The organism is Sporosarcina sp. FSL K6-1508 (assembly GCF_038007465.1).
Lineage (GTDB): Bacteria > Bacillota > Bacilli > Bacillales_A > Planococcaceae > Sporosarcina > Sporosarcina psychrophila_B.
Genome location: NZ_JBBOXF010000001.1, coordinates 1,093,314 through 1,108,934, shown reverse-complemented (window position 1 = coordinate 1,108,934; position 15,621 = coordinate 1,093,314). Strand labels below are relative to the sequence as shown.

Annotated in this window: 15 protein-coding genes, 1 pseudogene and 1 riboswitch; of the genes and pseudogenes, 4 read left to right on the top strand and 12 right to left on the bottom strand. The window is 44.1% G+C overall.

Going from position 1 to position 15,621, the window contains the following annotated elements; genetic code table 11:
* The first annotated feature begins 184 nt into the window (after window positions 1-184).
* From MKZ11_RS05140 to MKZ11_RS05125, 4 genes are all read left to right on the top strand, one after another.
* Complete coding sequence (locus tag MKZ11_RS05140) at window positions 185-1,372, top strand: hypothetical protein (protein WP_340792933.1); 1,188 nt, start codon at window positions 185-187, stop codon at window positions 1,370-1,372.
* A gap of 121 nt (window positions 1,373-1,493) precedes the next feature.
* Window positions 1,494-2,729 (top strand): Zn-dependent hydrolase, encoded by a 1,236-nt coding sequence (locus MKZ11_RS05135; RefSeq protein ID WP_340792932.1) that lies wholly within the window; start codon window positions 1,494-1,496, stop codon window positions 2,727-2,729.
* Complete coding sequence (locus MKZ11_RS05130) at window positions 2,726-3,901, top strand: amidohydrolase (RefSeq protein WP_340792931.1); 1,176 nt, start codon at window positions 2,726-2,728, stop codon at window positions 3,899-3,901. The genes MKZ11_RS05135 and MKZ11_RS05130 overlap by 4 nt, the downstream gene beginning before the upstream one ends.
* 201 nt (window positions 3,902-4,102) lie before the next feature.
* Window positions 4,103-4,645 carry a hypothetical protein gene (locus MKZ11_RS05125; RefSeq protein ID WP_340792930.1) on the top strand — a complete coding sequence of 181 codons (543 nt, stop codon included), beginning with the start codon at window positions 4,103-4,105 and terminating at the stop codon, window positions 4,643-4,645.
* A gap of 409 nt (window positions 4,646-5,054) precedes the next feature.
* Here MKZ11_RS05125 and wrbA read toward each other — a convergent pair whose 3' ends face one another.
* The 12 genes and pseudogenes from wrbA to MKZ11_RS05065 form a co-directional block, all read right to left on the bottom strand.
* Entirely contained in the window at window positions 5,055-5,738 is a 684-nt protein-coding gene (gene wrbA / locus MKZ11_RS05120; protein ID WP_340792929.1) for an NAD(P)H:quinone oxidoreductase, read from the bottom strand.
* Between the two features lie 20 nt (window positions 5,739-5,758).
* Window positions 5,759-6,370, bottom strand: coding sequence for an alpha/beta hydrolase (locus tag MKZ11_RS05115; protein ID WP_340792928.1), 612 nt, complete (start codon window positions 6,368-6,370; stop codon window positions 5,759-5,761).
* A gap of 16 nt (window positions 6,371-6,386) precedes the next feature.
* On the bottom strand, window positions 6,387-7,325 hold the full coding sequence (locus MKZ11_RS05110) for a ring-cleaving dioxygenase (RefSeq protein WP_340792927.1): 939 nt from the start codon (window positions 7,323-7,325) through the stop codon (window positions 6,387-6,389).
* A 158-nt stretch (window positions 7,326-7,483) separates the two neighbouring features.
* Window positions 7,484-8,212 (bottom strand): amino acid ABC transporter ATP-binding protein, encoded by a 729-nt coding sequence (locus tag MKZ11_RS05105; RefSeq protein WP_340792926.1) that lies wholly within the window; start codon window positions 8,210-8,212, stop codon window positions 7,484-7,486.
* Window positions 8,209-8,499: pseudogene (locus MKZ11_RS05100) on the bottom strand (ABC transporter permease subunit); the annotation flags it as partial. The gene MKZ11_RS05105 and the pseudogene MKZ11_RS05100, both read right to left, overlap by 4 nt.
* A 106-nt stretch (window positions 8,500-8,605) precedes the next feature.
* Entirely contained in the window at window positions 8,606-9,808 is a 1,203-nt protein-coding gene (locus tag MKZ11_RS05095) for a DUF3238 domain-containing protein (protein WP_340792925.1), read from the bottom strand.
* Between the two features lie 54 nt (window positions 9,809-9,862).
* On the bottom strand, window positions 9,863-10,522 hold the full coding sequence (gene thiE / locus MKZ11_RS05090; protein WP_340792924.1) for a thiamine phosphate synthase: 660 nt from the start codon (window positions 10,520-10,522) through the stop codon (window positions 9,863-9,865).
* A complete protein-coding gene (thiD, locus tag MKZ11_RS05085; protein WP_340796925.1) occupies window positions 10,515-11,345 on the bottom strand; it encodes a bifunctional hydroxymethylpyrimidine kinase/phosphomethylpyrimidine kinase in 831 nt (276 codons plus the stop codon). Before thiD ends, thiE begins: the two co-directional genes overlap by 8 nt.
* A gap of 79 nt (window positions 11,346-11,424) precedes the next feature.
* Window positions 11,425-11,530: riboswitch (TPP riboswitch) on the bottom strand.
* A 346-nt stretch (window positions 11,531-11,876) separates the two neighbouring features.
* Window positions 11,877-12,419 carry a histidine phosphatase family protein gene (locus MKZ11_RS05080; RefSeq protein WP_340792923.1) on the bottom strand — a complete coding sequence of 181 codons (543 nt, stop codon included), beginning with the start codon at window positions 12,417-12,419 and terminating at the stop codon, window positions 11,877-11,879.
* Window positions 12,420-12,683: 264 nt separating this feature from the next.
* Window positions 12,684-13,517 (bottom strand): phosphonoacetaldehyde hydrolase, encoded by an 834-nt coding sequence (gene phnX, locus MKZ11_RS05075; protein WP_340792922.1) that lies wholly within the window; start codon window positions 13,515-13,517, stop codon window positions 12,684-12,686.
* On the bottom strand, window positions 13,514-14,608 hold the full coding sequence (locus MKZ11_RS05070; RefSeq protein WP_340792921.1) for a 2-aminoethylphosphonate--pyruvate transaminase: 1,095 nt from the start codon (window positions 14,606-14,608) through the stop codon (window positions 13,514-13,516). Before MKZ11_RS05070 ends, phnX begins: the two co-directional genes overlap by 4 nt.
* A 21-nt stretch (window positions 14,609-14,629) precedes the next feature.
* The gene (locus tag MKZ11_RS05065; RefSeq protein WP_445327027.1) at window positions 14,630-15,607 is read right to left on the bottom strand and encodes an extracellular solute-binding protein; all 978 of its coding nucleotides are present in this window, start codon (window positions 15,605-15,607) and stop codon (window positions 14,630-14,632) included.
* Between the last annotated feature and the right edge of the window lie 14 nt (window positions 15,608-15,621).

Genomic DNA, 15,621 nt, shown 5'->3' with positions numbered 1-15,621 from the left:
ATTTAATGTTATTTATGGGCTTTCAAACTCTCCTAAACCTTAACTTTATTGCGATTACGATGTAAGCGTCTTCATTATACTTTCTTCTAGTATATTATTGGAAATATATAAAATAGGCTTTTAATTCACAAATTTTCATGCTATTGTAGTTAAAATTCTATGTTATCTGAAAGGGATGAATACAATGTCTCAAATGCTAGCTTTAGTCATCTTAGTCGCTATTCTCTATATTGGGGACATCATCTCAGTCCGGACGAAAGCGTGGATCCCATCAGTTTTCGTCTGTGCTGTCCTCTTCTTGCTTGGCTATTGGACATTTTTCCCGCAAGACATCGTCTCGCTTGCCGGCGTCCCTCCCACTGTTGCTTCAATGATGATTTACTTACTCATTACAAATATGGGTACTTTACTGTCACTTCAACAACTAAAAGAACAATGGAAAACTATTTTAATTTCCCTCGCAGGAATTTTAGGGATTGTCGTCGCTTTATTTGGAATCGGGACACTTCTATTCGGTATTGAAACAATCATTGTCGCTATCCCGCCTCTCGTCGGCGGTGTCGTATCCGCATTGATCATGTCCGAAGGTGCTGCCAATGCCGGCCTCGCAACATTGGCTGTATTCGCGATCGTCATTTACGTTATGCAAGGCTTCGCGGGTTATCCCCTTACGTCAATTGTTCTCAAAAAAGAAGGCAAAATGCTTCTTGAAAAATATCGCAAAGGTGAACTGATAGTAAAAAATGTAAGCACTCAAGTAGTTGCTTCAGAACCACGTGAACTTAAACTCTTTAAGTGGATGCCGGATAAATTCAATACAGACTACTTCAAATTTTTCCGACTCGCATTCGTCGGTTTCCTTGCCTATCTCGTCTCTACATTGCTGGCACCTATCGTAACGGTCAGTCCTTATGTGCTTTGTTTATTGTTCGGAATCATCTCAACCAGCATCGGATTCTTAGAACGTCAAGTACTCCAAAAAGCGAATGGTTTCGGATTAGCGATGATGGCCCTTATGCTGTTCATTTTTGACGGTTTAAAAAGCGCTACACCTTCCATGATGATGGAAATCTTGTACCCGCTTGTCGGCTGTATCGTTCTGGGTGTCATCGGCATGTATATTTTCTCGTTTTTCATCGGAAAGGTATTGAAAGTAAGTAAAGAAATGGCGTTTGCCGTTTCGTTAACTGCGTTATACGGATTCCCAGCAGACTACATTATTACAAACGAAGTTATCAACTCGTTAACGGAAGATGAGAAAGAAAGAGATGCATTGACAAGCCATATGTTGCCCCCAATGCTTGTCGGCGGATTTATAAGCGTCACCATGGTATCAGTCATCCTCGCCGGCTTCTTCGTCGGATTCTTGTGAGTTGAATTGAGCGGAGTTGGCTCGGTGACCAGGGGGATTGAATTGACTGAATTGACTGGGTGACAGTCACCTAGTCAATTCAAACACTACTCAGACTACTTCTATTTAAGGAGAATTAAGAATGACAGCCAATCAACAAAGGATTGAACAACATATTGAATTGTTGAGCCGTTTTACAGCTACACCAGGCGCTGGTGTGACGCGGCTGACATACAGTGAAGAAGATTTACAGGCACGGAATTACATTAAAGAAAAAATGGCGGAGTACGGTCTTGCTATCGCGGAAGACGGTTTCGGTAATATCTTTGGCAAGCTGGAAGGTACTTTACCCAACACCCCTTCTGTCTTCGTTGGTTCTCATTTTGACTCTGTTCCAAATGGCGGTGCATATGACGGTGCCGCAGGAGTTGTGGTCGGATTGGAAGTTGCTGCACTGTTTAAAGAAAACAATATTCAACCCGCCTACCCTCTTGAAATCATTGCACTCGTCGAAGAAGAAGGTTCCCGCTTCGGCGGCGGATTGATGGGCTCGCGCGGAATGATGGGGTTATTGACGGCAGAAGATTTCGAAACATTTGCTGATAAAGATGGCATTCTAGCAGTAGATGCAATGGCAGATATCTGGGTCAACCCGGCGAATGAAAAAAAGCGAGATCCGAAAACAATTAAGGCTTTTCTTGAATTACATATCGAACAAGGGCCAATCTTAGAGGAGAAAGGCATTCAAATTGGTGTCGTTGAAGCAATCGTGGGATTGACTCAATTGGTCGTCACCGTACAAGGGCAAGCCGGGCATGCCGGCACAACACCGATGGATCGGCGTTCCGATGCACTCGTTTCTGCGGCGCAGATCATTGCGGCCCTTCCAGGTATTGCAACCGACGAAGGAGATGGTACAGTCATCACAACAGGTCGACTCACTGTATTCCCGAACGGAGCGAATGTTATCCCGGACAAAGTTATCTTCAGCATCGATATTCGTTCTGGCAAAGAAGAGCATGTATTGAATGCAATACGGAAGGTAGAAGAATTGATTGCGCAGCAAGACGGCAACGGAATTTGCACGTCAATTGAACAACAACTCTATATCGAGCCGAAAGAACTTGATAACGGCATCCGCTCTTTATTAAAAGAAACGAGCGACCATCTTGAAATCCCCTATTGCTCGATTAACAGCGGAGCGGGGCACGACGCGATGGTGTTGTCAGATTTCACGGCTTGCGGAATGGTATTCATCCCAAGCAAAGACGGGCTCAGCCACTGCCCGGAAGAATGGTCGAACGCCAGTCATCTTGCTGATGGTACGACTATTATCTATGAAGCGGTAAAACGACTAACGGAGGCTAAAACATTATGATCAACCAAAAAATAAAAGAAGCTATTACAAATTATAGCGACGAACTAACTGCATTGCGACGCAAATTACATAGCGAACCGGAACTATCATTTGAAGAAGTAAAAACAACTGCGTTCGTTTGCGCCTATTTGGATGAACTCGGAATTTCCTATCGCAAAACAGAACCAACTGGTGTGATCGCTGAAATTAAAGGCGCACTTCCCGGCGAAACAGTTGCACTGCGCGGTGATATGGATGCACTTTCTGTTGAACAATTGAACACGCATGTACCTTATGCTTCTAAAATAGACGGCAAAATGCATGCATGCGGACATGATGCACATACATCTATGTTGTTAATTGCAGCAAAAGCTTTATCCGAAGTGAAAGATGAACTTCCTGGTAACATACGCCTCCTCTTCCAACCTGCCGAAGAAATCGCACAGGGCGCAAAAGCGATGGTTGACCAAGGCGCCATGGACGATGTCGACAATGTTTTCGGCATTCACATCTGGTCGCAATTGCCGACACATAAAGTTTCTTGTCCACCAGGACCCTCATTCGCTGCAGCTGATATTTTCAAAGTTCACTTCACAGGAAAAGGCGGACATGGAGCCATTCCTCAAGATTGTATCGATGCAGCACTTGTTGCTTCTTCGTTCGTCCTGAATGTCCAGACTGTCGTTTCCCGGACGATTGACCCGCAAAATCCAGCTGTCCTTACCGTCGGAAAAATGGAAGTCGGTACGCGTTTCAATGTCATCGCCGAAAATGCTTTGATTGAAGGAACGGTTCGCACCTTCAACCAGGACACACGCAATCATATCGAAAAATGCATTTCACAATACGCAAAAAGCGTGGCTGACATGTACGGTGCGACTGCAAAAGTTGAATATATACGCGGAACAGAACCGGTTATCAACGACGAAACGAGCGCAAAACTTGTTCAACAAGTAGCAACTGAAGCATTCGGACCAGACGTTGTATTTAATGAAAAACCGACGATGGGCGCCGAAGACTTCTCATTCTTCCTCGACAAAGCACCCGGTAGTTTTGCACTTGTTGGCAGTGGAAATCCGGAGAAAGATACGGAGTGGTCACATCATCATGGTAACTTTGATATCGACGAAGACGCACTCGTCACTGGCGCGGAATTGTATGCGCAGTATGCTTGGGCTTATTTGACTAAGTGATTGATTGTGGGAACGGGAAAGCTGCATTGGCTTTTCCGTTTTTGTGTTTAGCGGTGATAACATGCTCGATGCCGGTGATAAGCCCAGTTGTGTCGGTGATAATATACTCCACTTCGGTGATAAATTTGTAGCAGTTGGTCATATAGTCAATGTGATATGATAAACCTACTTATTACAACTCGATTGAAGAGAGGTGCTGCTATGAACTTTATTGCCTGGACGATCGTTGCCTGTGAAATTGGTTTCTGGGTTGTCATTGCTCTTGGGCTCATCACCCGTTATATTTTCAAACGCGAAAAACTCGGCTTTTTCTTCCTCGCCCTGACACCAGTTGTTGATTTAATTTTACTGATTGTCACAGCAACCGACCTATATAATGGCGCAACCGCGATACAAGTGCACGCCCTCGCAGCCATCTATCTCGGTTGCTCCATCGCGTTCGGCAAAAGCATGATTCGCTGGGCTGATGAACAATTTCGTTATTACGTTCAAAAGACAGGTACCAAACCGGTGCGTAAAACCGGCTATGAATATGCCCGCCACTCGATGAAAGGCACCCTGCAGCATCTGCTCGCTTATATCATCGGTAGTGCATTTCTTGTCGCAATGATTTATTTCATCGACGATCCGGCAAGAACGGAAGTGTTTTCCGCCACGCTGAGAGTATGGGGACTCGTTCTTGGGCTCGACTTTGTAATTTCTATTTCCTACTTCATCTGGCCAAGACCCGCTAAAGTTAAATGAATGAAGGAATAACGAAAAGCCAACCAATTGCAGGTTGGCTTTTCGTCTTGAAGTTATTCAACACCCACCACTTGCGACTTCCTTCTTTTAAAGGCTCAGTGTCCCCCCTAGAAAGACCAGAATGAGAACCATTGAAATGAAGTCCCCCGCCAAGCTTCCACCTCTCACTTCACGAAGTAAAGTTGAGTTCTTAAGATATATGATCGGTTTAACAACCTTTACGATCGGTAGTGCGGAGTTTATGATCGGTCTACAGGAAATATGATCGGTGTGGAGAAATATATGATCGGATAACAAGATATATAGTCGGTATTGGCAAGTATATGATCGGTCATCCTTTTCATTGGAGCTAAACTAGTCTCTAAAAGCAAAAAGCCGACCCATTACAGGCCGGCTAACTTACTCACTATTATGCGTTCATGCTTTTCAATGCTTCTCCCACTTTGACTGTACGTCCAGCCTGATGAGCAACTGCCGCTTTAATTGCCGCTTCGTCATCCGCTATTTTTCCATCTTGTCCGACTGTTACACTTGTGCCGTACGGGTTACCGCCGGCTGCAAATGTAACCGCGTCGGTGAACCCTGGTGCCGCAACAATTGCTCCCCAGTGGTACATTGTTGTGTACAAGGAAAGGATTGTTGCTTCCTGACCGCCATGTGGGTTTTGTGCAGATGACATCGCGCTTACCGCTTTGTTAGCGAGCTTGCCTTGGAACCAAAGACCACCTAATGTATCGATGAAACTCTGGATTTGCCCAGGCACGTTACCGAAACGTGTCGGTACACTAAAGATAATTGCATCTGCCCATTCAAGATCAGCTCCTGTTGCAACAGGTACATCTTTCGTTGCTTCAGCATGTGCTTTCCAACCTGGAGATGAATCGATTGCAGCTTGTGGAGCCGTTTCAGCTACTTTCATCAGTCTTACTTCAGCACCTGCTGCTTCTGCTGCTTCCGCCGCCCACTGTGCCAACTGGTAGTTTGTACCGCCTGAACTATAGTATACGATTGCTGTTTTAGTTTTTGTCATATTTACCGTCTCCTCTGTAGTTGTTGTAGTTGTCTTTCCAAATAACCTGTCTAAAAAGCCCATTTTTTATCCCCGCTTCTTTTTCATTTCACAAATGTCGCTGTGTACCACTCTGCCGCCGCATCCACTTCCGTGCGTGTCAGCGAATGGCCGTTCATTTCCCAGTGAATTTCTGTCACTGCTCCAGCGCTCGTCAATAGTTCATCCAGATCCTCCGATTCCTTCGCGGGACAAATCGGATCGTTTTTCCCTGCGGTGATGAACACCGGAATTCCAGCTAAAGTCGGCAAGTCGATTCCGCGCCTCGGAACCATCGGATGATGAAGAATTGCGCCTTTCAACGAATCGGCATAATGGAAAAGCAAGCTTGCTGCGATGTTCGCTCCATTAGAATAACCAACCGCAATGACATTCAACCTGTCAAAGCCATTTTCTTTTGCAGCTTCATCCAGAAACGCATTCAATTCCTTCGTACGGAAGATCAAATCTTCCTCATCGAATATGCCTTCCGCCAATCTGCGGAAGAAACGTGGCATACCATTTTCAAGAACATTCCCTCGAACACTAAGAACTCCTGCATCCGGATCAATCAAATCGGCAAGCCCCAGTAAATCCTGTTCTGTGCCTCCTGTGCCGTGAAGCAGGAGCAACACCGGTTTCGATGCATCTTTCCCCGGTTTATATAGATGTTTCATAGTAAACCTCTCCTTATCAATCAATTTCGCGCACTTCAAAAGGTATTAAAGTCGATTCCAGCTGTTCGCGATGCTTTTCATATTGCACTGGAAGCATAAGGTTTTCACCCATCGTCTCCACAGATTCATCATGCGCAAATCCCGGAGGATCCGTTGCGATTTCAAACAAGATTTCACCGTGTTCCCGGAAATAGATTGCATTGAAATAATTTCTGTCTTTCACCGGTGTCACACCATAGCCGTTCGCTTCCATATGCGCTTTCCAGTTTAGCTGATCTGCATCATCTTCAGCACGCCAAGCAATATGATGAACTGTTCCGACGCCCATTTGTGCACGACCCGACGATGTCTTTTTCAAGTCGACGATATTGCCGATATCTGCTGTCGAGCGGAACCGGATGTATTCGCCTTCTTCACCAATTTGTTCGAGTCCCATGACATGTTCAAGAAGTTGAGCCGTTTTTTCAGGTTGGGCAGATAACAGTGTCGCGCCGCCGAATCCTTTAATCGCGGTATCCGCTGTTACTTCACCAACCACCCACTCATTCTTTACCCCCTCTTCCCGCTCGACAATCTCAACTTTTAAGCCATGCGGATCTTCAAAGGACAAGTAGTGTTCGCCAAAACGTTGTGATTTCGCAAACGTAATTTTGAATTTCTCAAGACGCTTTTCCCAGAAACCCATTGCACCAATCGGCACTACGTATGATGTGACACCGACTTGACCATCTCCGATTCTGCCTTGACGAGAATTAGCCCATGTGAAAAATGTAATAATTGTACCCGGTGCACCATTGCCATCACCAAAGTAAAGATGGTAGGTCCCAGGGTCATCGAAATTTACAGTTTTCTTCACAAGGCGCAATCCAAGAACGCCAGCGTAAAAGTCGACGTTTTCCTGAGGATGTCCGACAATTGCTGTTATATGATGAATACCCATTGATTTTTTCGTCATATCTTTTCTCTCCCCAAATTAGTAGGTATTTATTTATCTCGAATTCAAGGTAATTGTATCAAGTGGTGTTTTCATTGTCAAAGAGTTGGCTTAGACAACAAAAAAAAGGAAAGCGTCAATAGCTTTCCCGTCCCTCTTCTTCCTATTCAACGATATGCTTACAATACCTTACTCAAAAAGGCTTGCGTTCTAACTTCTTGAGGATTTCCAAATAACTCTTCCGGAACATTTTCCTCGACAATAAAACCGCCATCCATAAAAATAACACGGTCTCCCACTTCCCGTGCAAATCCCATTTCATGTGTAACAACGATCATTGTCATGCCTTCTATAGCAAGCTGTTTCATCACGGCAAGCACATCGCCGACCACTTCAGGGTCAAGTGCAGATGTCGGTTCATCAAACAACATGATTTTGGGATCCATTGCAAGCGCCCTGGCAATCGCGACACGTTGCTTTTGCCCCCCTGAAAGTTCGCCCGGGTATGCTTTCGCTTTATCCGACAGCCCAACCTTCACAAGTAGTTCAAGTGCTTTCTTCTCAATCGTATTCTTATCGCCTTTACCAAGTTTCATAGGTGCGAGCATCACGTTTTGCAAGACGGTCATATGCGGAAACAGATTAAATTGCTGAAATACCATGCCGACATTTTCCCGAATTTTATTTATATCGCGCTTCGTATCTGTTATATCTTGACCATCGACCACAACATGGCCCGCTGTAATATCTTCCAGGCGATTCAAACACCGCAGAAATGTACTTTTTCCAGAACCCGAGGGCCCTATTACACAGACAACTTCACGCTCTTGAATCTCAACGTTTATATCTTTTAACACTTCGAGTTCACCGAATGACTTTTTTAAGTTCTTTACTTGAATCAGCGTCATCTAAGTTCGAATCTCCTTTCCATAAAGCTAGCAAATACCGACATCAGATAGATGATGAAGTAAATGCCCCCGACTGTTAACCATATTTCGAAGGGCTGAAATGTGGTACTTGATTGAACTTTACCTTTTTGCACAATATCAGCAATCCCAATAATAGAAAGTAGGGATGTTTCATTGAAACTAATGATAGACTTGTTCATAATTGTTGGCAACATTCTTCTGAAGGCCTGCGGCAACACGATAAAACGCATTGTATGAGTTTGCGTAAGGCCAAGTGATCTTTCCGCCACTGAGTTCTCTGTTTCGGTTTATGATTATCCAAATTTCACTGGTAAATCAAAAATAAACAATGAACCCTTCCTTTTACTAAAATCGGAAAGGGCTCATTGTTTATCATTCAAAATTAGAGATTCGCCAGTATTGCCATGCGATTATTTCCGACATCCATACAAGACCTTTGCTCTCTGACAGGTGGATAGGTTGCCAATCGTTCCCGACACCCCGCATCAGGTACACTTCGTGATGAGGTGACTGATCATGGTAGCCTGTCAGGTCGAATGGTCCATCCCGCCTCATGACAGCCCGCACTTCATAATCAATTGCAGGTGCCGGTGTGAGCGGATTACCAACGGTGTGAGTCAGATGAAATCCTGATTCACTTTCCCCGTGATTTGTCCGTTTCAACGTAATTCCATCGGGTGACGCTGTAGCCTGTTTCCGGAAGCGCTTCGAAGAGCTATACGCAATGGACGCCCCAACATCCTTTATAAACGTCATTGGAGATCGTTCAAGATCATAAGCAAGCTCAACATCAACACGGGTACGATAACTTTCTCCGTTTGGATCGAACCCTCTGTCATCTCCTTTAAAAAAGCGGTTCCGAGATAATGGATTCAGATTCTTCACCCAGTCGTCCTTCAAAAATGTAGCGTAACGGAATTGCCATCTGTCAACATTCGGTAGTCGGACCCTATCTTGAATAGGCGTAAGCAAACTCACAGGCTCTGCAATCACTTTTGACACCGAAAATCGTTCAATCGCAGCTTCTTCCTTCGTTGAAAACGGATTTAACAAGCCAAAAACACTAGAGACCACTGACTGAAACACGTTAAAACGTTCTTCCGACTTCACGAGCGGACGCTTGGAATCGATGATATACGTATAGGTTTCATCCAGCACAAAGTCCCTGTCGATGTAACGATTGTCTGTTACCGTTTTCATGTACGTTCCATTTCGATAGATGTCATATTCATCAACATCTTTGATTTCCTCCCACGATAACGCAATTTGCGTTTTCGCAACGATTGTTGTCATGACAAGCGACTGAAGCGGGCTTTCCTTGTTTTTCTTTTCAGCGAACGCTGACGTCTGCAATGCAATAACGTCAACAACCTCGCCACCTTCAACACGTTCGATTACATAATTATATAGTTTTGCATGCTTAAAATCTCCATCGCTGAATTCCGAGACGGTCCCTTCATATAAATGATGACCATCTTTATAAACGTTATAGGTGCCTCCAATATCATTCCAAGTGAAATAAATTAAATCCGGCTTATGCAAAACAGTTTGTATTTCAAACTTTTTTTTCCTCATCTGCACGCCTCCGTCCTACTCAGAAGTGTGGGGTATTTTACAGTAGGCTAAACATTACATTTCGATACCTGTCAATGAAAGAAGAACTGCCGCTTTCAAACGAATTGCCGCTTCTCCCGGGTTTTCACTTCCGGAAATTGCAGAAAGAATCGCTATACCCGAGGCGCCAGCTTTAATGACAGCACTGGCTTTGCGTTCTGAAATACCGCCAATTGCAACAATTGGTAAGCCAGGCAGCAATGTTACCACTTCACTGACCGTTTCAATCCCAATAACAGGTTGTGTATCACTTTTCGACTGTGTCTCGTAAACTGGTCCAAGACCGATATAATCCGCCCCCGCATCAGCTGCCGCAATCGCTTCCGCTACATTGTGAGTAGAAACGCCAATCAGCATTTCCGGCCCAACCTTCTTACGCACTGCCGAAACGCATCCGTCCTCCTGTCCGATATGAATACCATCCGCCCCTATTTCAATCGCAAGATCTATATCATCATTGACGATGAAAGGAACACTATATTGTTCACATAATTGCTGACATTCAAGTGCGAAAGCTTTCAATTCTTTACCCGTTAACGCCCCAGGTCCTTTTTCGCGCAATTGGAAGCACGTTACGCCGCCTTTTAGTGCCTCTTCTAATACATGCAGCGGATTGCGTCCCGCCAAATTCAATGTGCCCATGATGAAATACAAGTTCACTGTCTGCTTATCCATTTACGACAACTCCTTCCATTCTTTTGGTCGTACGGCGCCCATAAGCCCAGTGATTCGTCGGACCATGGCCGCCGCCAATTTTAAGTCCATCTTCAATCGCAGCATGGATGAAACATTTTGCCTCGATAACGGCATTCGCTGCAGTTTCCCCGTTTGCCAGAAACGCCGTAAGCGCCGCAGAATACGTACACCCTGTTCCATGCGTATCTTTCGTATCAATCCACGGTGCGCGGACCGAAAATCGTTTTCCGTCCGCCCCCATGTACAAATCCTCTGCATAGGACGCTTCCTTCCGATGGCCCCCTTTAATGAGGACCGCCTCTGCGCCCAAAGCCAGTATACGTTTCGCCGCTTGTTCTATGTCTATCTCCGTTTTTATTGTCATGTCGGCAAGCACTTCTGCCTCAGGAATATTCGGCATCACAATCGCTGCGAGAGGGACGAGGACCGTCTTTAATGCTTCAACTGCTTCCTCTTTCAGCAACGATGCCCCCCCCTTCGCAATCATTACAGGATCGATGACAAGCGGAATTCCACTCCAATGAAACATATCTCCCACTGCGTGGATAATCTCCGCCGAAAATAACATCCCCGTTTTAATCGCTTTGACATTGAAATCTTCCATAACTGCCTGTATTTGCGCTGTAATCATAGCCGTTTCAAGCGGTTGAATTGCCGTTACACCAAATGTATTTTGTGCCGTTACCGCGGTCAGCGCCGATGTACCGAAAACGCCTAATTCCTGGAACGTTTTTAAATCCGCTTGTATTCCGGCCCCGCCGCCGCTGTCAGACCCCGCAATCGTCAATGCCACATCTACCATCCGATTCGCCACCCCTTTACCTATACTAAAAAGCCGCTTCCCGGTGGCGTTAGAAAGCGGCTAGCCATTTAACAATTCATAAAGGGCGTACCCACTTTCCTACGCCGGTATAATCCGGATCAGGTTCCAAGGGTCCGCGCATCCATGCACGTCTCAGCCTTAAAAAGGCTCCCCTAGTGGTTGTTTAAATATTCAGCTTTGAGTTAAGTGTACCATAACCCGCTCGGAAACGTTGAAGATGATCCCCATATCAATTAATTAATCGTAAAAAAATCAAGCCATCACCCTTAAATAGTTTATTCCATTAAGAGTCCGGGAAGAGTATAGTGAAAGATACCAAACTGAAAGAAGGCGCCACTTATGCACAAAACTGACAGCAGACCTACTAATCCTGACAAATCCATGTGGATCAGTTTTTTCGGATCACTCATTATTATCGCCGCGGTCATTACAACTAGTTTAGCAATGGGTTGAGATTCACACAAAACTACTTTCATACAACAAACAGGCCGCTATCCAATCGGCCTGTTTTTACTTGGAGTCCCACACCCGTTTTACTTCAGAGTCTTCATCCTTTATCCGTAGCATATACACATCCGGATTCGTCAGTGCCTGCCACTGCTCAAAGCCGAATCGTTCGTCATAACACCTCAACAACAACGCCATTAAATTGCCATGTGTCACAAGCACGGTTTGCGAACCTTCTTCCAACTCATCCAGCACATCACAGACCCGCGTCATTGCCTCTCGTGAAGACTCTCCACCATCGTATTTCAGATGAAGATCTAAAAAAGTATCTTCCAGCTTTATCAACCAGTCTTTGAATTCAGTTGAACTCAGTACGCGTTCTCCAAGTCTACTATCCACTTCTACATGTAGATTTTTTCTTTCCGCTAAAGGCCAACCCGTTTGACGTGCACGTGAAAATGGACTTGTAATAATTCGATCCACCTCGATACCATCAAAGTATTCCGCAAGTTGCGCCGCCTGTAAAATCCCTTCAGCGGTCAATTCTGCGTGTGGTGCCTGTCCTTCTGCGGAGCAATGACGCACGATATATATTGTTTTTTCCATACACGCTCCACCCCTTCGCAAAATAATTGTAGTTATCCCTATCACTCTATTCCCCTTTTATTCTTCAAAGAAAACATCTCAGTTTTCTGATACTTTAAAAATACCAAGCTTCCGCATGGAATTACAAGCGCCACTTCCAACTGCAAATTACCATAAAAAAAGCAGTAAAACTCCCGTCTCAATTGAGAGTAGAGTATTTACTGCATTTTTTCGTACTAATAGACTGTCGATCGTGTTATGAACGTCGCATGTTATTTCCTCTGCCTATACAAGCACCAATGCTGTTCTTGAATTTGGCCGCTTGCCATCCGAAATAAGACTATTTATTTGATCTATAAGCTGCGGAAGTTCCCGCATCGTCGAAATCGTAAAATCAGCGCCATTTTGCATAAATGTAGCTTCCGTTTTAGAAATCACAGTTTCTTTATCAGCTTCTGATAGGCTAGAAAATTCTTCTAAACTCAGCCCCATTTCAGAGCTGCCAATAATGACACCAACTGACCAAACACCCGCGTTGACACCCTCTTTAATATCTGAAATCGTATCGCCTACTTTTACTACCTTCCATGATGCCGATAGTTTTAGCAGCTCCATATTCCGATAGACCATATAAGGATACGGTCTTCCAATCGAATTTGTATCATCAGGGGTAATATAAACATCTGGAGAATACCCCTTTTCCAGCGCATTCGGAACAACGACGTCCATCATTGTAGTTGTATAGCCCGTTGTCGATCCGATTTTCAATCCTCGATTTCTTAATACGTCAATTGCCTTTATAACTCCAGGAATTGGATCCGTATATGCTGATAATGAAGCCATCAACGCAGGTACAAATTCCGCATATAACTTTTCTACATCTTGTTCGTTAAATGACTTTCCATACTTTTCTTCCCATAATACAGCTATTCTAGACATGGATAACATAGCGCGGATATGATCAATTTTCAGCATCCCCATTGGCTCTCTTGCTTCTCCCATTGTCACGTCAATACCAGCGTCTTTAAAAATATCAACAAACACATTTACAGGTGCAAAACAACCGAAATCCACTGTTGTTCCAGCCCAGTCCACTATAACGCCCTCTATTTTATTCATATCGCCACCACTTTCATATAATCTTCCACACTAGCACATAATCCCTCTATATCTTCCTCATAGATTTCACCAATATTGCCAATGCGGAAAGTATTTACGTCCGTCAGCTTGCCTGGATAAATGACATAACCTCTGTCTTTGATAAACGAATAGAACGCTTCAAAGTCGAATTGTTCATTTGGAAAAAGGAAGGTTGTAATAATGGGCGATTGTTTTTCAACTGAGATATAGGCATGGATATTCACTTGTTCAAATCGCTCTCTTAACAAGCGATTATTATGTTGATAACGGGAAAATCTAGCTGGAATGCCGCCTTCTTCAACTAATTCCTCCAATGCTTTTGCGAATGCAGCCACTACATGGGTTGGTGATGTGTAACGCCATTTCCCATCCTGATCCATCCCTTTCCACTGATCATATAAATCCAGCGACAAACTACGTGCATTGCCCTCACACACAACAAGCTTCTCAAGTTTGGCGATGACAAAACCAAACCCTGGGACCCCTTGAATGCATTTATTTGCACTGCTGATCAAATAATCAATTTCAAGCTCAGCTACATTGATTTCCATTCCACCAAAGCTGCTCATCGCATCAATGATTAGTGTTTTCCCTTGTTCCTTCGATAAGTTTGAAATCATCTCAATTGGATTTAAAATGCCTGTCGTTGTCTCACAATGAACCATTACGATATGCGTAATTTCTTGATCCTCTTCTAACATAAGTCTTATTTCATCTTCCTTTGGACAGTCATTGTATGCCACGCTATATTCTGCGTAATTCAGTCCAATATACTGAGCCATTTTCACAATACGTTCGCCATACGCACCATTCGTGATAATCAGCACTTTATCATCTCTTGAAATGGCAGTCGTCAGTACTGATTCAACGACAAATGAACCACTTCCTTGCATGAGTACAGTTGTGTATTGCTCTTTCGGAGCATGTGCAATTTCAAGGAGCTGAGATCTGATTTTCTGTGTGATTTCTTTATAGTCTTGTTCCCATGTACAACGATCAATCAGCATTTCCTGTTTTACCGTACTTGTAGTCGTCAACGGGCCTGGCGTTAATAGTTTATAGGTATTCATATTTTTTCACTCTCCCCAATTTTAGTTAGCTGATTTAAAGAATTCTTGATGCTGCTGTAAGAGTTCGACGGTTAATGGTTGTTCAAATTGCGTCGCATAAGCTGGTTTGTTCACATCCATCACTGTTTCACCTTCGTAAAGCGCAACCGGATAGTGTGTCAGCAACTCTTTTCGCGCATTTTTAGTAATGATTTCAGCCATGTCCATCGCTAAACTCGTTGTTGCATCGTCTTTATTCACAACCGCAATTGATTCTGTGAGTGAAAAGTTGCCTTCAATTGGATCGACATACTCAATCGGTAAACCTGATTCTTTAGCCATCACTGCTTGGTAGCGCAAACCAAAACCTGCAGCCACTTCACCAGCTTGCACTTTCTTAATTGGACCTGAGCCCGAACTTTCAAGATGCGGACCCGTATTAGCAATTAAATCTTGAAGGACCGTTTTACCGTCTTGTTCCCCATATTCGCTAATAATCGCTTGGACTAGCAGCCAGCCAGTTGAAGAATCCATAATGTTTGGTATCGATACCAACCCCTTAAACTCGGGTTTCGCCAAATCTTTCATGGAAGTTGGCATCGGCAAACCCTTTTGTTTGAGTACTTCTGTGTTGATGAAAATGGACCCTGTATTGCCTAAAATCGGTGCGTAATAGGGCGGATTTTGTTCCAACGCATTTGTACTAAACGTTAAATCCTGAAACATGGCATGTTGTTGTTGGGCACTTTCGATGAAATAAGAACTCATCGTCACAACATCGGCTTCGATTTTATCGCCCTCTGCCATCAGTTTCCCGCCTAATTCGGAAGTTCCTAACGATTGGAGCACGTATTGTCCTTCATACCCCGCTTCATTCAGCGCACCTTCCATAGCTTCAGAAGCCGCTTCATCCCCATTTGTATAAATGACAACCTTTCCTTCATCCGCTTTGCCACTGTTACGGCCTGCCCATATAAACACTAGACTTAAAGCAATTAGCGACAATACAATTACCTTCATCTTTTTCACTATAA